This is a genomic window from Ramlibacter sp. G4-7 (assembly GCF_057784995.1).
Genome location: NZ_JBYNTT010000015.1, coordinates 39,265 through 56,007, shown reverse-complemented (window position 1 = coordinate 56,007; position 16,743 = coordinate 39,265). Strand labels below are relative to the sequence as shown.

Below are 16,743 nucleotides of genomic sequence, written 5' to 3'. Positions count from 1 at the left end.
GTGACTGCCGCGACGTCCGACCGGCCAATCAGGCAAATTCTGTGAACTTCGGGTCGGCGGCGCTGCAGGCTCTGTTGCTACAGTCGGACCATGCACCGCCTGCCGGCCGCCATCCTGATCGCACTCGCACTCGCAGGGCCTGCCGGCGCGCAGACGCCGCTCCGGCCGCCGCTGCCGGAGCTGCTGGAGCGGGCCGGAGCCGCGACCAGCCGCGGCGCCCCCGACCTGACGGGGCTCGACGCCTCCCCGGCGCGCGACCAGCAGCTGCCGTTCTTTCGTGCGGTGATGGCAGCGCCGCTCGATGCGCCGTACCGCGCCGGCGTGCTGGGTGACTCCTTCCGGGGCGCGGTCGGCTCGCCGCATGAACTGATCGGCTGGGCTGGAGCGCTCGCGGGCGTGCGGCTGCAGCGTCCGCTCGATTTCGGAATGGCGGCCATCGAAGCGCGGTTGCGCGATGCGCCAGACCCGCTGGCGGCCGGCCTTGCCTGGATGGCTTCGACGAAAGCCGGTGCCGGCTGGGTGCCGGTGTTGCCCGATCAGGCACAACTGCCCAACCCCCTGCGCTACGAGCTCGCGCGCGTTCTCGCCGCCATGGCGCAGTCGCACGAATTCCTGCAACGCGCGTTCGAGCGCTTTCCGCCGGGCGTGACGCCGCAACTGCTGCGCCGGCAGGCGCTCGAAGGCCGGCTCATCCCGTTCGAGAAACCGGACTATCGCCAGCTGCTGCCGCTGGTCGAGCGCGAAGCCGTCCTCGGCGGCATGTTCGACCTGGTGGGCGCCGTCGAACACCTGCAACGTTTCGTGAAGGCCGAAGCGGCGCTGCCTTCGGTGGCGTGGTCGCTGCAGACGCCTTTCGGCTGGATCGTCGTCGACACGACCCGCCGCAACAACCGCCACCAGCTGAAGGATCCATTGCTGGTGCTCGATGTCGGCGGCGACGACGAATACGAGTTCCTGGCGCCAAGCGACACGCACACGATCAGCGTGCTCCTGGACCATCGCGGCAACGACCGGTATGCGACGGCCGCAGCCGGCGCGGACCCCTCGAGCGCGACGCTCGGCTACGGCATCCTCTGGGATACCGAAGGCGACGACCGCTACCAGGGCACCGAGCAAGCGCAGGCCTCCGCGCTGTTCGGCGCGGCGTTGCTGGTCGATGGCGGCGGCAGCAACCGGTTCGAGGCCAGCAGCCGTTCGCAGGCGCACGCGATCGGCGGCGTCGCGCTGTTGGTCAGTGGCGGCGGCGACGACGAGTACATCGCCCAAACCTACTCGCAGGCGACCGGCGGGCCGCAGGGCGTCGCGGTGCTGGTCGACACCGGCGGCAACGATCACTATGCGCTGACCAATGCGCCGCTGGTCCGGCCCTCTCCGCAACTGCCGGACCGCAACACGTCGATGGGGCAGGGCGCCGGCTACGGAATGCGCGGAGTGTTCTTCGACGGCCGTTCCACCTCCGGCGGGATCGGCATGTTGCTGGACCTGGCGGGGAACGATCGCTACGAGGCGCAGCTCATGGCGCAGGGCTTCGGCTACTACGAGGGCCTGGGCATGTTGCTGGACGACGGCGGCAACGACCGTTTCGAAGCGGCCTGGTACGCGATGGGCGCCGGAGTCCACTCCGCCGCGGGGGTCCTCCTCAAGCGCGGCGTCGGCAACGACAGCTACCGCTCGACCCACGAGATCGCGCTGGGCTCCGCGAACGACCTGTCGGTCGGCGTGTTCGTGGACGAGGGCGGGGACGACGAGTACGCAGTTGGCCAGCTGAGCCTGGGGGCAGCGCACGCGAACAGCACCGGCATCTTCGTCGACGCGGCGGGGAATGATCGCTACACCGTCGCCTCGACGACCTGCCGCGCGCTTGGCGGCGCGTACCTGCACGAGTGGGGCACCGCGCGCGAGAACGTGCCTGGCCTCGGCCTCTTCATGGATCTCGGCGGTGTCGACAGCTACCCGGCGCATTGCGCGCGCGCGGGGAACAACAGCTTCTGGGCCGGCCCGCGCGCGTGGCCGCTGCTCGAGCTGCGCAGCGAGACAGGCGCCGGAGTGGACGGTGAATGGCCGCTTCCGTTCGCACTGCGCCTGCTGACGCGGCCCATCACACCTGCCGCAGCCCGATGAGCACGTCCGCGGTCGGAGGTCGCCTGATCGAGAAGCTCGCTCGGCGCCTGCCGTTCTTCTACGGGTGGATCGTGGTCGGCGTCGTTTTCGTGACGATGGCCATCTGCGTCAACGCACGCACGGCGTTCTCGCTGCTGTTCCCCCCTATCCTGGACGAGTTCGGATGGGAGCGTGGCGTGACCGCCGGCGCGTTCTCCTTCGGGTTCATCGTCTCCGCCGTGCTGAGCCCGCTGCTCGGGCGGCTCATGGACCGCCATGGGCCGCGCTTCGTCATGGAGATCGGCATCGCCGCCACGGCCGCGGGCCTGCTGCTCGCGACCTTCGCGGGCGAGCCTTGGCACATCTACATCACGCTGGGCATGCTGGTTGGCGCCGGCTCCACGTTCACGGGCTACACCGGCCAGGCTCTGTTCCTGCCGAACTGGTTCGTGCGGCGCCGGGGGCTCGCGATCAGCATCGCGTTCGCCGGCGTGGGCTTCGGCTCGATCGTGATGCTTCCCGCCCTGCAGACGTTCGTGGAGCGAAGCGGCTGGCGTGCCGCGTGCACGCTGCTCGGCGTGACGGTGCTCGCCGTCCTGGTGCCGCTGAACCTGCTGCTGCGGCGCCGGCCCGAGGAGATCGGCCTGGCCCCGGACGGCGACCCCGACACGCCCGCGGCGGCGCAGGCGCGCCGGGTGAACGTGGTCGACGCTGCGTGGGCTGCCGTCGACTGGACGCTCGCACGCGCGCTGCGCACGGCACGGTTCTGGTGGCTCGCGGTGGCGTACTTCACTGCGCTCTTTTCCTGGTACGCGGTGCAGGTGCACCAGACCAAGTACCTGGTGGAGACCGGCTTCAGCGCGCAGGAGGCGGCCTGGGCCCTCGGTGCCGTGAGCCTGGCGGGCGTGCCGGGACAGATCGCGCTGGGCTGGCTCTCCGACCGGATAGGACGCGAGACCGTGTGGGCGATCGGCAACCTGGGGTTCTGCCTGACCTATGCCGCGCTGCTCGCATTGCCTGCGTACCCCGGGGTCCCGCTGCTGTACGCGATGGTGATCGCCCAGGGCGCGCTCGGCTACGGCCTGACGTCGGTCGTCGGCGCCATCCCCGCCGAGATCTTCGAAGGCAAGCACTATGGCCCCATCTTCGGGACCGTGATGCTCGGTGCCCTGGCTGGCGGCGCGGTCGGCCCGTGGTTCATGGGCTTCGTGCACGACCGCACCGGCAGCTACACGCTGGCGTTCTGGGTCGCGATCGGCTGTTCCCTCGTGTCGTCGTTCGCGATCTGGCGTGCCGCGCCCGGCGGCGTGCGCGCGGTTGCCGGGCGGGTGGGGCGGCGCAAGGCTGAGCCTGGGCCGGCGGAGTGAGGCTTCCGCGGTTGGCGGACTGCGGCCAGGCAGGGAGCCGTCCGACATGAACTTGCACGACTGCCGACCGCGCGAGCCGCGCCGGTGCCGCAGCATTCTCCCCATCTGCCTGCCCGCGCAGGCCACACCATTCGAGGAGCATCCCATGTTCGGCAAGAAGGACCACTCTGCCATCAAGACCCTGATCGCCCAGGGCACGCGTATCTCCGGCGACCTGAAATTCGAGGACGGGCTGAGGGTCGACGGCGAGGTCTACGGCTCGATCGAGGCCAGCTCCGAAAGCCGCAGCCTGTTGGTCATCTCCGAGGGCGCGGTGGCCGATGGCGGCATCAAGGCGGACCACGTCATCATCAACGGCACCGTCAAGGGGCCCGTGGAAGCGCGCGAGGTGCTGGAGTTGCAGCCCAAGGCCAGGATCGAGGGCGACGTGCAGTACGCGGCGCTGGAGATGCACCAGGGCGCCACCATCTCCGGGCAGTTGCGGCCCCTGGGGTCGGCAGCCGCCGCTTCCGCGGATGAAAAGCCCGTCGTCCGGCTGGCGGCGAAGAGTGCCTGAACCCGGCGCTACTGCGATGCGCGGTTGATCCGCAGCACCTGTCCTGCCGCGGTGAGGACGTACAGCTCGCCCTGGCCGTCCTCCCCGAACGAAAGCACCGTGCCCATGTTGGCGATGAACTGTCGCGGGTCGCTTGCAGCGCTGCCGCTGAGCACGAAGCTGCGCAGCCAGCCGCTGCAGAGGTCGGAGTAGAAGTACCGTCCCTGGATCTCGGGGATGGCACTGCCGCGGTAGACGAAGCCGCCGATGACCGAGCATCCGCCGCTCGCGTCGTGCCCATACTCCAGCACGGGCAGGGTGACGCCGGCCTGGTTGCAGGAAGCTGCGCCAAAGCATGACGTGCCTTCGGTGACGTTCCAGCCGTAGTCGAGCCCCGCGCGGTCCGCGGCGTTCGCGTCCACTTCTTCGAAGCGATCCTGCCCGACGTCGCCGATGTACAGGCGGTTGGTGGGAGCATCGAATGCATAGCGCCACGGGTTGCGCAAGCCGTACGCCCAGATCTCGGCGCGCCGGTTCGGCTGGCCCACGAAGGGATTGGTGGCGGGGATGGCATAAGGTGCCGCGGCGCTGGCGTTGCTCACGTCGATGCGCAGGAGCTTTCCCAGCAGCGAACTCAGGTTCTGTCCGTTGCCGAGTGGGTCGCCGCCGCCGCCGCCATCCCCTGTCCCGAGGTAGAGAAAGCCATCGGGTCCGAACCGGACCAGTCCGCCCTTGTGGTTGGCGAACGTGCGGTGGGGGATCGTCAGGATGCGAAGCGGCGCGGGGTCGGCGACATCGGGGTCTGTCGCGGAGACCCGGAAGCGCTCGATCGCGACGTCGCCGCCGGCGACGGTGAAATAGACATAGAAGAATCCGTTGCGCGCATATTGCGGGTCGAACGCCATCGAAAGCAGCCCGCCTTCGCCGGTCGTGTCGACCCGCGCCGAAATGTCCAGGAAGGGCGTGGCCGACCTGGCGCTGCCCCGGGCGACGACGATGCGGCCGGCGCGCTCGACAACGAAGAGGCGTGCGTCACCTGCGGGCGCCGTGGCGAAGACGGGTTCGCTCAAGCCCGTCAGTGCCACGGACGTGGCGAGCGCAAGGGGCGGCAGGGAGGGCTGGGGGGACGGCGCCGGCGCTGGTGGAGGGGAAGGATTGCCGCTCCCACCCACGCCAATGCCACCGCCGCCACCGCCACCGCCGCACGCGGCCAGCATCGCGCCCAGGAGCAAAGGGGCCAGTTTCATCACAACCTCCGCGGTCGACGGCGGGCGGGGCCGCTCACGGGAGGAGCGGACGCCGCTCCCTCGCTTTGTACGCCATCTGCCAACGCAGAGTTGGCGGTGGGAGAGGGTCCTTCACCCGAACATCGCGCGCAGCCTCTCGACGCCGGCGAGCGTCACCGACAGGAACGACGGGTCCAGCGGGAGCGGTTGCGAGGAGCATTTCGCAAGCACGAGGTCGGCTGCCGGATCGATGAACACGTGCTGGCCGAAGACCCCCACCCCGAAGACCATGGGCCGCTGGCCGCGCAGGACGTACCACTGGCTTCGGTAGTGCATCTGCGCGCGCTCGAAGAGGTCGAAGAAGTCGCCGGCGTTCCAGGCCGCGACGCCGTCGAAGCCGACGATGTCACGGATCCAGCTTTCCGGCACGACCTGCGCGCCGCCGTGGCGGCCTCCGGTCACGAACAGACGGCCGATCCGGGCCATGTCGCGCGGGGTGGCACAGAAGCCTCCCGCGCAGCGCGGCGCGCCGAAGCGGTCGACCGTGATGTAGGCGTCCCGCTCTGCCTGGATCGGTTGCCAGAGCGTCTCGCTCACGAGGTCGGCATACCGCGTTCCGGTCGCCCGCTCCAGGACCCAGCCCAGGAGGTCCGTGTTGGGCGACACGTAGTGGAAGCGGCCGCCGTGTTCTCCATCGCGGTCGCCCAGGGTGAGCAGGAAGCTTCTGAGGTCCGTGGGAGGCTCGCCGACCGGCACCGGATCCCATAGATGGGACTTCCTGTACTCGATGATGGCGCCGCCGGTGGCGTGGTAGTCCTCGTCGAAGCGGATGCCCACGCGCATGTCGAGCGCGTCGCGCACGGTCGCGCCCCCGAACGCCGTTCCCGCCAGCTCGGGAACCAGTTGCGTCAGGGGGGCACGGACGTCCAGCTGGCCGCGCCCGGCGACGATCCCCGCAACCAGTCCCAGGATGGACTTGGACACCGACATCCAGATGTGGGGGATGGCGGGACCCTGGCCTTCTGCATAGGTCTCGAAGACGAGCTTCCCCTCCTTCAGCACGACGAGGGAATCCGTGCAGGTGGCATCCAGCCAGTCGTCGAAGCCGTAGCTGCGACCGCCATGGGACAGCCGGAAGTCAGCCAGGCTGCGGCCATCGGCTTGCAGCAGCGGCGCGCCCGGCGCCGACCGGACGAATGCGCAGGGAACGAGTTCGCTGACGTGGTGGAACGCCCATCGATTGAAGGGAGGCGTTCGCCAGTTCGCAAGCGTCACCAGCCTGTCCGGTGGCGGCGGGAATCCCGTCATCAGCTCCATTGGGTCCCTCCGGGGCGGGCTAGAAGTGCAACCCCAACCACTGCTGCACCTGCTGGTGCAGGTCCCCCTGGAAGTCGGCCGCCGCGCCTTGCGCGGTGATCCGCCCCAGGCTGAGCACGCAGACACTGTCCGACATGCGCACCACGCGCCGGACGTTGTGGTCGATGAGCAGGATGCCCATGCCGGCGGCCGCGAACTTCTCGATCCAGGTGAAGATCTCTTCCGAGACGCGCGGCGACAGCCCGATGCTCGGCTCGTCGATCAGGCAGACCTTGGGCTGCTGCAGCCAGGCCTTGCCGAATTCGAGCTGCTTCTGCTGGCCGCCGGAGAGGCTGCCGGCGGCGTCCGAACGCTTTTCGTGCAAGGCGGGAAACTGCGCGAAGACCTCCTTGAGGCGTTCCCGCAGCACGCCGGCGAAGCGCGCCCGGCGCCCGAGCAGCGGCAGGGTCAGGTTGTCCTCGACCGACAGGTGCGGGAACAGGCTCGATTCCTGCGGGATGCAGCAGATGCCCAGGTCGATCAGCCGGTGCGGGGCGATGCCCGAGATGTCCGCCGACTCGAAGGTGACGCTTCCCAGCTTGGGCGGCAGGAAGCCGCAGATGGTCTTGACCAGCGTGGACTTTCCCGCGCCGTTCAACCCGACCAGTCCCGTGATCTCGCCGGCGTGCACGCGCAGTGACACGTCGCGCAGCACGTCGATGTCCTGCGCATAGCCGGCCGTGACCGACCGCAACTCGAGCAGCGGCGCCTTGTCGCTCACGCGGGCACCTCCAGCGTCGGCGGCTCGTCGCCCGCGGGCGTCTCGCCCAGGTAGGCCTCGATGACTTCGTGGTTGCGCAGCACGTCGTGCACGCCCCCCACCGCGATCACGCGGCCGGCATTCATGCAGACGGCGCGCTGGCACAGGTCCACCACGATGGGCATGTCGTGGCTGACCAGCAGGAAGGTGGCGCCCTGCGCATGCCGGGCGCGGATGAATTGCGCCATGACTTCGCGCATGACGGGGTGGACGGCGGCGAAAGGCTCGTCCAGCATCGCGACGCGCGGCGCCTCGATGAAGCACATGCCGAATTCCAGCAGCTTGCGCTGGCCGCCCGAGAGCTGGCCGGCATCCAGGTGCTGCACGGGACCCAGCGTGAGCTCTTCGATCAGCGACTCCGCGCGCCGGGTCGATTCGGCCTCGCTCAGGCCGCGGGCCATCCCCGCCGTGAGCAGGTTGTCGAAGGCGCTGGTGCGCGTGAACACGCGCGTCATCTGGAACATCCGCAGGATGCCCGCTTGCGCGAGCGCCGCAGGCGGCATGCGCGTGACGTCCCGCTCGCCCATCAGGATGCGGCCTGCGTCCGGCGGCAGGAAGCCGGACAGCATGTTCAGGACGGTGGTCTTGCCGGATCCGTTCGGGCCGATCAGCCCGAGGATCTCGCCCTCGCGCACCTCGAAGCCCACGCGATCCACGGCGGCCACGCCGCCGAAGCGTTTCGACAATCCGTCGACGACCAGCAGGTTCATGCTTTCCTGCGTCCGATCCGCGCAACCGCCGCGCTCCACAGGCCGCCCGGCACCCAGCGCGCGAACAGGATCACGAGCAGCGCGAAGACGATCACCTGCACGTTGCCCAGGCCGCGCAGCCATTCCGAGCCCAGGTAGACCAGCAATGCGCCGACCACCGACCCCGTCAGCGAGCCCATCCCGCCGATCACCACCATGGCCAGCACCAGGCCCGTCTGCTGGAGCAGTCCGAGCTCCGGGCTGACCAGCTGGCTGAAGGTGCCGTAGAGCGACCCCGCCAGGCCGCAGATGCCGCACGAGGTGCAGAACACGATCATCTTCACGCGCACCACGTCGATGCCGCGGCTCTCCGCGCCGATGGCGTCGTCGCGCACGGCCGTCATGAAGCGGCCGAGCCGGCCCCGCAACATGAAGTACAGCACCGCGAGCACCAGCACCAGTGCCGCCAGGAAGATGTAGTAGTAGGCCAGCCGGCTTTCGGTGAGCGTGGCCACGTGCATGCCCTGGTCGCCGCGGGTGAACTCGTGCGAATTGCCGATCACCACGCGCGCGATTTCCGCGAAGGCGAGCGTGGTGAGCGACAGGTAAGGGCCGCTCAGGTTCAGCACGAGCTTGCCCAGCAAGGCCCCGAGGAGGGCGGTCGACACGATGGCCGCGGGGATGGCGATCGCGAGCGGCACGTGCCAGTAGAAGTCGAGCAGCGCCGTGGTGTACCCGCCCAGCATCGCGAACGCCGCCGGGGCGAGCGAAAACTGGCCCGTGTAGCCGGCGAGCGCGTTCCACGCCAGCGAGAGGATGGCGAAATACATGCTCACGAGGAGGATGCCTTGCGCGTACGGCCCGGTGACCAGCAGGGGGAGGGCGGCCAGGCCGGCGCAGAGCAGGGCGGCCGCGCGCGCGTCGAAAGCAAGGCGGTCGCGCCAGAGGGTGGCCTTGCCGGCGCTCATACGTCGCGGCCCTTCTGTCCGAGCAGGCCCTGCGGGCGCAGCAGCAGCACGAGCACCAGGATGGCCAGGCCGAACGCGTCGCGGTAGTCGTAGGAGCCGTACACGGAAAAGAACGCCTCGCTCACGCCCACGATCAGCGCGGCGATCATGGCGCCCCACACCGACCCCATCCCCCCGAGCACGACGATCACGTAGGACTTGATGGCGGGGAAGGAGCCGACGTCCGGCGAGGGGTTCACCAGCGGCGCCAGCAAGGCGCCCGAGAGCGCCGCCAGCATGCCGGAGATCGCGAAGATGAGGCTGGTCGTGCGCGTGGCGTCGATGCCGGCCAGGGACGCGCCCAGGCGGTTCTGCGCGACCGCCTGGATCTGCTTGCCCCAGACGGACTTCTTCAGGAACAGGGCCAGCGCGATCATGATGAACACCGCCACGACGGTGGCGATGGCCTTCTGGCCGGTGAGCATGACGGGCCCGAGGGCAAAGCGGCTGGTCTCGATCAGGGCCGGGCCTTTGTACGAGTAAGGCCCCACCACCTTGTCGACCAGGTTCACCAGCAGCAGCGACAGGCCGAAGGTGACGACGACCGCGTACTCGTCCTTCATGAAACCCCAGCTCGCATAGCCGGCGTACAGCGGCCGCATGAGCAGCCGCTCCACGATCCAGCCGAGCGCGGCGCCCGCGATGGCGGCGCTCGGCAGGGCGAGCCACGGCGAGACCGAGAAGTGCAGGGCGACCAGCACGTAGGTGTACGCGCCGATCATGAAGAACTCGCCGTGGGCGAAGTTCACGATCTTCAGCACGCCGAAGATCATGGCCAGGCCCACGGCCATCAGCGCATAGAAGCAGCCGTAGATCAGCCCGTTGGCGAGCAGGTCCAGCGAGAGCAGCAGCACCTCGGAGTCCAGTCAAGGGGGACGGAGCAGTCGCTGCGCGCCGGGTCCATCCCTGGAAATTATTTGGGGCGGACGATCTTGGCGGGGTCGAACTTCTGTCCCGGCGCCTGGATCAGCACCGTTTGCGCCACGGGTTGCTTCTCGGCGGTCAGTTCGTAGTTGACGAACGGGATGTCGAGCCACTGCTGGTAGCCGTAGCCCGGCTGCGAGGAGAAGTTGGAGACGCCGCGCAGGCTCTCGAACTTCATCGTGCGCATCGCCGCGGCGACCTTCTCGGGTTCGTCGCTCTTGGCCTGCCGGATGCCCTCGACGACCAGGTGCAGCGAGTCGGCGGCCTGCAGCACCAGGCGGTTGACGTCGTTGCCGGTGCGCTTCTTGTATTCGGCCGCGACGTCCCTGGCCAGCTGGGTCTGCGGCATCGCCGGGTGGTACAGCGCGAACGACAGCAGGTACTTGCCGCCTTCCTTCACGTTCTGCCAGAAGTCGGGGTAGTCGGCGAGCCCGCCGCCGTCGTACAGGATGGTCTTCGCGCTCGGGGCGAGCCCTTGTTCGTACACCTGGTTCATGACGATGTAGGCGGCCGGCGGCAGCATCGACATGACGATCACGTCCGGCGGGTTCGCCCGCAGCGGCAGGATGGCGGCCGTGAAGTCCTTGCTGGAGCGGTCCAGCGTCTCGTACTTGTATTCGATGTTCGGCGCCTTCTGCTTGAGCAGCTCGCCGGTGAGCTTGGCCTGGCCGATGCCGTAGTCGGTGTTCTCCGCGAAGGCGACGACGCGCTTGACGCCCATGGTCGCGAGCGTGGTGGCCATCGACGAGGACACCAGGGTGTTGTACGGCGAGGTGTTGAACACCTCGGGGTAGCCGCGCTTGCGCACGTCGTCCGACCAGCAGTTGGTGTTGACGTAGGGCACCTTGTAGCGGTGCGCCACTTCGATTTCCGCCAGGCACACCGAGCTCTGGTGGCCGCCCGCGAGGGCGACGACCTTGTCCTTCGAGATCAGTTTCTCGGTGGCCGCGCGCCCCTTTTCCGGGATGCCCTGGTTGTCCTCGTACAGGACCTTGATCTGCCGGCCGAGCACGCCGCCCTTGGCGTTGACCATGTCTTTGAGGATCTCCATCCCGTCCTTGACCTGCGTGCCCTGCACGACGGACCCGGGCGGCGATTGCGTGATGCTGGCGCCGATGAGGATGGGGTCTGCCGCGAACGCGGGCAGCGAGCTCAGCGTGGCGCCCAGGCAGGCGATGCCGGTGGCAATCTGGCGGAACTTCATGGCGTGCTCCTGTGGAAAGCAGGATGCAATGTAGCCGCACACGGTGGCGCCGCACGCCCCATGAACGCCCGGGGAAACCCGAGCCCGCCACCGGCCGAAACGCTTTTAGCATGCCAACGTATTCATTCCGGCCGGTCGCTGCGCGATGGCTCGGAGCAGACTCTGTCCATGACATCCACCGCAAGGTCCTCCCGCCACTGGTTGCCCGTCGAGCCGCTGGAGGCGCACGCCTTCGCGCCGTTCGGCGACGTCATCGAAGCCGGCGGATCGGCTCGACACTGGACCATCAACGAAGGTTTCGCCGAGCGCTTCGACGATCTCGCGCGACTGGACACGCTGCGCCAACAGGGCCGGCCCGTCCTCAGCCTGTTCCGCGCCCGTCCACGCACGCTGCCCTTGCAGTTGCGCCTGGTCGAACGCCACCTCCTCGGCAGCCAGGCCTTCGTGCCCCTGCTGCCCCAGCGCTTCCTGGTGGTGGTCGCGGCTGCCGGCCCGGCGCCCACCGCCGACGGACTGCGCTGCTTCATCACCCGGCCGGGCCAGGGCGTGAACTACGCCGCGGGGACCTGGCACCACCCGCTGATCGCCCTGGACGCAGGCGGCGACTTCCTCGTCATCGACAGGGCCGGCCCGGACGCGAGCGAGGACTGCGAGGAGCAATCGCTGCTGGAAGCGGACGTGTGGGTGCGGGGATGAGCCTGGTGCGACGACGCGGCCTTTACCCATCCATTTAGGATCCGCCCATGGATCCGGATCTCAAGCGCGTCCCCTGGGCGCGGCGATTGAAGCTGCGCCACCTGGAGACCTTCCTCGTGCTCGATGGCGCGGGGAGCATCACGGCGGCTGCGGAGCGGATGCACATGACGCAGCCCGCCGTCTCCCACTGGCTCGCCGACATCGAGGAGGTGATCGGTTCCCCCTTGTTCGTTCGAGGCCGCAAGCTCAAGCTGACGCCTGCGGGCGAGATCCTTCGACGCCACGCCGAGCGCATGCTGGGGGATGTCCAGCGGGTCGACGAGGAATTGAAGGCGCTGCGGTCGGGCCTGGTCGGCCGGCTGCAGATCGGTTGCATCCATTCGGCGGCATTGACGATGGTGCCGCGCGCCATCGCTGACTTGCAGGAGAGGCACCCGAACATCGTCGTCCATGTCGAGGAAGGCACGATGGTCGACCTGCTCGATCGGCTGGGCAAGCGCGCGTTCGACCTCGTGGTGGGAACGATCGATGTTCGCGCGCACCAATACGGCTTCACGACCGAGGTGCTGATGGAAGATGTCGTGCGCATCGTCTGCAGGCCGGAACACCCCCTCGCGCGCAAGCGCAAGCCGACCTGGCAGGAAGCTGCCGCGTATCCGTGGGTGCTGCCGCCGGCCAACAGCTTGAGCCGCGTGCGCGTGGAAGAGGCTTTCGCGCAGCAGAGGGTTGCACTTCCCAGGCCGCGGGTGGAAACGGTTTCCGTGGCCGCGATCCAGGCGCACCTGCGCGAGACGGATTGCCTTGCGCCCCTGTCTGGCCTGGTCGCCGACTTCCATACATCGCTCAAGCTGCTGTCCCGCGTTGCACTGACGCCCGTCAGCCGCTTTGCGGAGCTGGGCATGGTCTGGTCCCAGGCCAGTTCCAACGGGTTGCTCTGCGAATTTCTCGCTTCCCTGAGGAAGCATCCCAGGCGGCCCGCCTGACCTGGTCTCCAGGGGCAAGTCGCCGAACATGAGCGATTCCTGATGGATCTCCCGGTTTTTTTTCATTTGCGCTTATCCCTGCGCGCTCCCCAGAATCGGGAATGTTCATTTCCAGCGCCGCCCCGCTCGTGCTCACGGCCTCGTCTCTGGGCGAGGAGGACCAGCCCGACGCGGCGCTGCGCGCCCTGGACCAGGCGCTGCAACAGCAACCCGGCCACAAGTTGTTCACCGTCCTGGCGATCGATGCGCAGCGACAGGAGAACAGGCGGATCTATTCGAGTGCGCCAGAGGCGTACCCCTGCGAGGGCACGAAGCCCCTGCGGCGCGACAGCGCCTTCTATCGGACGGTCTTCCTCGCCGGCGAGCCCAGGGTCTGCCGTGACAAGGAGGAATGCCGGGCGGCCTTTCCGGACCACGCGTCCATCGAGGCCCTGGGGTGCGAATCGGCGGTCAACGTCCCTGTGCGCTGGAACGGGGTCACCCTCGGCTCGCTGAACCTGCTCCATGAGCGGGGGTGGTACGACGCATCTTCCCTGCCGATCCTCGCCGTCTATGCGGGCCTGGCCGTGCCGGTCCTGCTGCACGCCATCAACACCTCCCGCCACCCCTGAACGCCATGAATACCATCACGCGACGCAAGCTGCTCGCCGGACTCGCCCTGGGCGCCACCGCGGGTGGACTGCGGGCTGCGGCCACCTACCCCGAAAAGCCGATCACCATCATCTACCCGTACGCCGGCGGCAGCGCGTCGGACGTGATGACGCGGCAATTTGGCGAGATTCTCTCCAGGGCCCTCGGCCAGCCGGTCGTGGTGGAATCCAAGCCGGGCGCCGGCGGGTCCACGGCCCTGGAGCAGGTCACGCGGGCGCCCGCGGACGGACACACCCTCGTGCTCACCGCCAGCGGAACGATGAGCGTGAACCCGCACATCTACAACCTCAAGTACAGCCCGGTCGACGATCTCGCATCGATCGCCATCCTGGTGGACATCCCGTTCATCGCCGTGTCCAACCTGGCGTTCCCGGCGAAGAACCTCAAGGAGTTCATCGCGGTGGCGAAGGCGCGCCCCGGGGGTGTGTCGTTCGCCAACGCCGGCACCGGCACGCAGGCCCACCTCACGCAGGTGATGTTCATGAAGGCCGCCGGCATCGCCGCGAACATCGTTCCGTACAAGGGCGGGGCGCCGATGACCACCGACCTCCTGGGCGGCCACATCGACGCTGCGTTCGACAACGCGGCCGCGCAGGTGGCGAACGTGCAGGCCGGGAAGGTCCGCCCGCTGTTCGTCACGACGCAGACGCGCAGTCCGACCCTGCCCGACGTGCCAACGGCGGAGGAGGCGGGACTGCCAGGCTTCGTCGCATCCGGCTGGTTCGGCCTGGCAGCTCCGAAGGGAACGCCGCAGCCGATCATCGAGAAGTTGAACCGGATTGTCGTGGCCGCCATGAAGGAGCCCGCCACCCGCCGCAAGCTGCTGGAGGCCGGGTGGATGCCGGTGGGGAGCTCGCCGGAAGAGGCAGCGGCGCGCGCCCGTGCCGACCTCGTGAGCTTCGGTGCCATCGTCAGCCAGCTCGGCCTGAAGCCGAATTGAGCAAACCGCAGAAATCCCCGTGGCACTCACTCTCGAAAACACCCTCATGAATCGTCGAATCGTGACCGCGCTGGCGGCCTCCTTGCTGGCAGCAGCCTCGCTGCCGGTTGCCTCCCAGACGGCAGGCTGGCCCGCCAAGCCCATCACGCTGGTGGTGCCGCAGGCTGCCGGCGGCGGCACCGACGTCCTCGGCCGGCTCTGGGCCGACTACGTCGGCAAGTCCCTGAAGACCACCATCGTGGTGGAAAACAAGGGTGGGGCCAACGGCGTCGTCGCCTCCAGTCATGTCGCCAAGCTGCCGGGGGACGGGTACACGTTCATGGTCGCCGGCATTTCGTACCTCGCCTTCAACCCGTTCACGTACAAGTCGCTGCCGTACGACCCGGAGAAGGACTTCGAAGGCGTGGCCCTGCTCGTCAACACGCCCTTCCTCCTGGTGGCGAGTCCCGACTCCGGCATCAAGTCGCTGGAGGACCTGGCGGCGCAGGGCAAGGCGAAGCCGGGCCAGCTGAATTTCTCGTCGGCAGGGAAGGGCAACTCCACGCACCTCATCATGGAGATGCTGGGGGAGCGACTGGGCGTGAAGCTCACGCATGTTCCGTACAACGGCGCGGCCAAGGGGCTCACCGCGGTGATGGCAGGCGAAGTCCAGCTGATGTCCGACGTGCTGAATACGGGGGCGGTGCAGGCCAAAGCCGGAAAGGTGACGCCGATTGCCGCCGTCGCGTCGAAGCGGGCTGCCGGCCTGCCTGAGGTGCCGACGATCGCCGAGGCAGGGCTCAAGGATTTTCCCCAACCCGGCTGGTACGCGCTCGTCGCGCCCGCGGGCACGCCGCGGCCCATCGTGGAGCGCGTGAATGCCGAGACGCAGAAGTTCTTCGCCGACCCCGCCGTGCGGGCCAGGCTCGATGCCCTGAACTACGAGCCGCTGCCTGCGGGCCCGGAGGCCGTGAAGGCCTGGATGCGCCGCGATGCGAAGTTGTGGGGGCCCGTGATCTCCCGCCTGGGCATTTCGAACGACTGAGGACACAGACCATGCCCAAGCTCACCCAGACCACCTGGAAGTACCGCCGCGACAGGATGCAGCGCCTGATGGACACGCTGCAGCTGGACGCACTCGTCTTCACCTCGGCGGATTTCTTCCAGTTCGCCACCAACTTCCACACGGACGTCCAACCTTGGGAGCGGCCGATCTTCGCGGTATTTCCGCGCAACGGCGATCCGTTCCTGATCATGAACGAGCTGTCGACCAACCATGTCCGCTTCTCCATCGAGAAGGCGAAGCTGTGGGTGAGCGACATCAGCTTCTACGCGGAGCATCCGAAGGTGAGCAATCGCCTGCCGCTGTACACGCAGATCCATGAGCTGCTCGCCGCGCGCCTGGGCGCGGCCGGGCTGGCGCGCGCACGCATCGGCGTGGAAGGCACCAGCGCGATTCTGGCGGCGGTGAACCGCATGTTGCCGGAACTGCAACTGCGCCCCTGCACGCCCGAGATGCGTTCGCTTCGCTGGCAGAAGAACGACGAGGAGCTGCAGATCATGCAGGCTGCGGCGAGCATCGCCGACTGGCTGCAGGATCGGTACCGCGAGAACATCCGTCCGGGACGCCTCGTGCAGGAGCTGGATTTCGCGATGGGGGCGCTGTTCGTGCAGGAGGCTGCGGAACGGTTCCCGGGAGAGCACTTCGAAGTCATCCGGACGTGGACCTTGAGCGGCCCCGCCTCCGCCTCGCCCCACGGTGACGGCGCGTCGTGCGGCCAGCGCATCCAGGAAGGCGATGTGCTGGTGAACATCGTCATCCCGCGCCTGAATGGCCTTGCCATCGAGAACGAGCGCACCTGGTTCTGCGGCAAGCCAAGCCGGGAGCAGGCGGCGCTCTGGACGGCTGCCAAGGACGCCAACGAAGCGGCCGTGGCGGCCGCCAGGACCGGCAACCCCGTCAGCGCGATCGACGCGGCCGCCCAGGCCGTGATCGAACGGGCCGGATACGCGGAGTACGTCAAGCATCGCACCGGCCACGCCATCGGTGTCATCCACCACGAGTATCCCGAGGACATGGCCTTCTCGTTCCGGCCCTTGCTGGACAACGAGGTGTATTCCGCGGAGCCGGGACTGTACGTGTACGGGATCGGCGGCTTTCGGCTCGACGACACCGTGGTGGTGGGCCCGCAGCCACGCACGCTGACACGGACGCCGCGCACCCTCGAATACGCGACGGTGGGCTAGTGCGGGCGAGGGCCGCCAATCGGCGCCCCGCCAGTCGCATGGGCCGGACAGGCGCATCCACTGCCGCTACCATTCCTTG

The 16,743-nt window shown here is 68.4% G+C and carries 16 protein-coding genes; 9 read left to right on the top strand and 7 right to left on the bottom strand.

Going from position 1 to position 16,743, the window contains the following annotated elements; translation table 11 throughout:
* Positions 1 to 90: 90 nt before the first annotated feature.
* From AC3EGR_RS19530 to AC3EGR_RS19520, 3 genes are all read left to right on the top strand, one after another.
* The gene (locus AC3EGR_RS19530; protein WP_488548186.1) at positions 91 to 2,121 is read left to right on the top strand and encodes a hypothetical protein; all 2,031 of its coding nucleotides are present in this window, start codon (positions 91 to 93) and stop codon (positions 2,119 to 2,121) included.
* Positions 2,118 to 3,467, top strand: a complete 1,350-nt coding sequence (locus AC3EGR_RS19525; RefSeq protein WP_488548185.1) for an MFS transporter — start codon at positions 2,118 to 2,120, stop codon at positions 3,465 to 3,467. The genes AC3EGR_RS19530 and AC3EGR_RS19525 overlap by 4 nt, the downstream gene beginning before the upstream one ends.
* 145 nt (positions 3,468 to 3,612) lie before the next feature.
* Positions 3,613 to 4,023 (top strand): bactofilin family protein, encoded by a 411-nt coding sequence (locus tag AC3EGR_RS19520; RefSeq protein ID WP_488548184.1) that lies wholly within the window; start codon positions 3,613 to 3,615, stop codon positions 4,021 to 4,023.
* An 8-nt stretch (positions 4,024 to 4,031) separates the two neighbouring features.
* Here AC3EGR_RS19520 and AC3EGR_RS19515 read toward each other — a convergent pair whose 3' ends face one another.
* The 7 genes from AC3EGR_RS19515 to AC3EGR_RS19485 form a co-directional block, all read right to left on the bottom strand.
* The gene (locus AC3EGR_RS19515) at positions 4,032 to 5,249 is read right to left on the bottom strand and encodes a PQQ-dependent sugar dehydrogenase (RefSeq protein ID WP_488548183.1); all 1,218 of its coding nucleotides are present in this window, start codon (positions 5,247 to 5,249) and stop codon (positions 4,032 to 4,034) included.
* A gap of 111 nt (positions 5,250 to 5,360) precedes the next feature.
* Positions 5,361 to 6,545, bottom strand: coding sequence for a serine hydrolase domain-containing protein (locus tag AC3EGR_RS19510; protein WP_488548182.1), 1,185 nt, complete (start codon positions 6,543 to 6,545; stop codon positions 5,361 to 5,363).
* A gap of 19 nt (positions 6,546 to 6,564) precedes the next feature.
* Positions 6,565 to 7,305 (bottom strand): ABC transporter ATP-binding protein, encoded by a 741-nt coding sequence (locus tag AC3EGR_RS19505; protein ID WP_488548181.1) that lies wholly within the window; start codon positions 7,303 to 7,305, stop codon positions 6,565 to 6,567.
* Positions 7,302 to 8,054 (bottom strand): ABC transporter ATP-binding protein, encoded by a 753-nt coding sequence (locus AC3EGR_RS19500; protein WP_488548180.1) that lies wholly within the window; start codon positions 8,052 to 8,054, stop codon positions 7,302 to 7,304. Before AC3EGR_RS19500 ends, AC3EGR_RS19505 begins: the two co-directional genes overlap by 4 nt.
* Entirely contained in the window at positions 8,051 to 9,001 is a 951-nt protein-coding gene (locus tag AC3EGR_RS19495; protein ID WP_488548179.1) for a branched-chain amino acid ABC transporter permease, read from the bottom strand. The genes AC3EGR_RS19500 and AC3EGR_RS19495 overlap by 4 nt, the downstream gene beginning before the upstream one ends.
* Positions 8,998 to 9,894, bottom strand: a complete 897-nt coding sequence (locus tag AC3EGR_RS19490; protein ID WP_488548178.1) for a branched-chain amino acid ABC transporter permease — start codon at positions 9,892 to 9,894, stop codon at positions 8,998 to 9,000. Before AC3EGR_RS19490 ends, AC3EGR_RS19495 begins: the two co-directional genes overlap by 4 nt.
* 59 nt (positions 9,895 to 9,953) lie before the next feature.
* Positions 9,954 to 11,168 (bottom strand): ABC transporter substrate-binding protein, encoded by a 1,215-nt coding sequence (locus tag AC3EGR_RS19485; RefSeq protein WP_488548177.1) that lies wholly within the window; start codon positions 11,166 to 11,168, stop codon positions 9,954 to 9,956.
* A 168-nt stretch (positions 11,169 to 11,336) separates the two neighbouring features.
* On the opposite strand from AC3EGR_RS19485, the gene AC3EGR_RS19480 reads away from it, so the two are divergent.
* From AC3EGR_RS19480 to AC3EGR_RS19455, 6 genes are all read left to right on the top strand, one after another.
* Positions 11,337 to 11,864 carry an ureidoglycolate lyase gene (locus tag AC3EGR_RS19480; RefSeq protein WP_488548176.1) on the top strand — a complete coding sequence of 176 codons (528 nt, stop codon included), beginning with the start codon at positions 11,337 to 11,339 and terminating at the stop codon, positions 11,862 to 11,864.
* Between the two features lie 47 nt (positions 11,865 to 11,911).
* Entirely contained in the window at positions 11,912 to 12,847 is a 936-nt protein-coding gene (locus AC3EGR_RS19475; protein ID WP_488548175.1) for a LysR family transcriptional regulator, read from the top strand.
* 101 nt (positions 12,848 to 12,948) lie between these two features.
* Positions 12,949 to 13,458: a GAF domain-containing protein gene (locus tag AC3EGR_RS19470; protein WP_488548174.1), complete on the top strand. Its 510-nt coding sequence runs from the start codon at positions 12,949 to 12,951 to the stop codon at positions 13,456 to 13,458.
* 5 nt (positions 13,459 to 13,463) lie between these two features.
* On the top strand, positions 13,464 to 14,438 hold the full coding sequence (locus tag AC3EGR_RS19465) for a Bug family tripartite tricarboxylate transporter substrate binding protein (RefSeq protein ID WP_488548173.1): 975 nt from the start codon (positions 13,464 to 13,466) through the stop codon (positions 14,436 to 14,438).
* A gap of 46 nt (positions 14,439 to 14,484) precedes the next feature.
* Positions 14,485 to 15,462, top strand: a complete 978-nt coding sequence (locus AC3EGR_RS19460; RefSeq protein ID WP_488548172.1) for a Bug family tripartite tricarboxylate transporter substrate binding protein — start codon at positions 14,485 to 14,487, stop codon at positions 15,460 to 15,462.
* A gap of 11 nt (positions 15,463 to 15,473) precedes the next feature.
* Positions 15,474 to 16,664 carry a M24 family metallopeptidase gene (locus tag AC3EGR_RS19455; RefSeq protein WP_488548171.1) on the top strand — a complete coding sequence of 397 codons (1,191 nt, stop codon included), beginning with the start codon at positions 15,474 to 15,476 and terminating at the stop codon, positions 16,662 to 16,664.
* The last annotated feature ends 79 nt before the right edge of the window (positions 16,665 to 16,743 follow it).

Bases quoted from the DNA above. Each gene is read 5' to 3' on its own strand.
- AC3EGR_RS19495 (WP_488548179.1), bottom strand. From the start codon at position 9,001: ATGAGCGCCGGCAAGGCCACCCTCTGGCGCGACCGCCTTGCTTTCGAC.
- AC3EGR_RS19530 (WP_488548186.1), top strand. From the start codon at position 91: ATGCACCGCCTGCCGGCCGCCATCCTGATCGCACTCGCACTCGCAGGG.
- AC3EGR_RS19475 (WP_488548175.1), top strand. From the start codon at position 11,912: ATGGATCCGGATCTCAAGCGCGTCCCCTGGGCGCGGCGATTGAAGCTG.
- AC3EGR_RS19500 (WP_488548180.1), bottom strand. From the start codon at position 8,054: ATGAACCTGCTGGTCGTCGACGGATTGTCGAAACGCTTCGGCGGCGTG.
- AC3EGR_RS19515 (WP_488548183.1), bottom strand. From the start codon at position 5,249: ATGAAACTGGCCCCTTTGCTCCTGGGCGCGATGCTGGCCGCGTGCGGC.
- AC3EGR_RS19470 (WP_488548174.1), top strand. From the start codon at position 12,949: ATGTTCATTTCCAGCGCCGCCCCGCTCGTGCTCACGGCCTCGTCTCTG.
- AC3EGR_RS19485 (WP_488548177.1), bottom strand. From the start codon at position 11,168: ATGAAGTTCCGCCAGATTGCCACCGGCATCGCCTGCCTGGGCGCCACG.
- AC3EGR_RS19460 (WP_488548172.1), top strand. From the start codon at position 14,485: ATGAATCGTCGAATCGTGACCGCGCTGGCGGCCTCCTTGCTGGCAGCA.
- AC3EGR_RS19520 (WP_488548184.1), top strand. From the start codon at position 3,613: ATGTTCGGCAAGAAGGACCACTCTGCCATCAAGACCCTGATCGCCCAG.
- AC3EGR_RS19455 (WP_488548171.1), top strand. From the start codon at position 15,474: ATGCCCAAGCTCACCCAGACCACCTGGAAGTACCGCCGCGACAGGATG.
- AC3EGR_RS19480 (WP_488548176.1), top strand. From the start codon at position 11,337: ATGACATCCACCGCAAGGTCCTCCCGCCACTGGTTGCCCGTCGAGCCG.
- AC3EGR_RS19510 (WP_488548182.1), bottom strand. From the start codon at position 6,545: ATGGAGCTGATGACGGGATTCCCGCCGCCACCGGACAGGCTGGTGACG.
- AC3EGR_RS19525 (WP_488548185.1), top strand. From the start codon at position 2,118: ATGAGCACGTCCGCGGTCGGAGGTCGCCTGATCGAGAAGCTCGCTCGG.
- AC3EGR_RS19465 (WP_488548173.1), top strand. From the start codon at position 13,464: ATGAATACCATCACGCGACGCAAGCTGCTCGCCGGACTCGCCCTGGGC.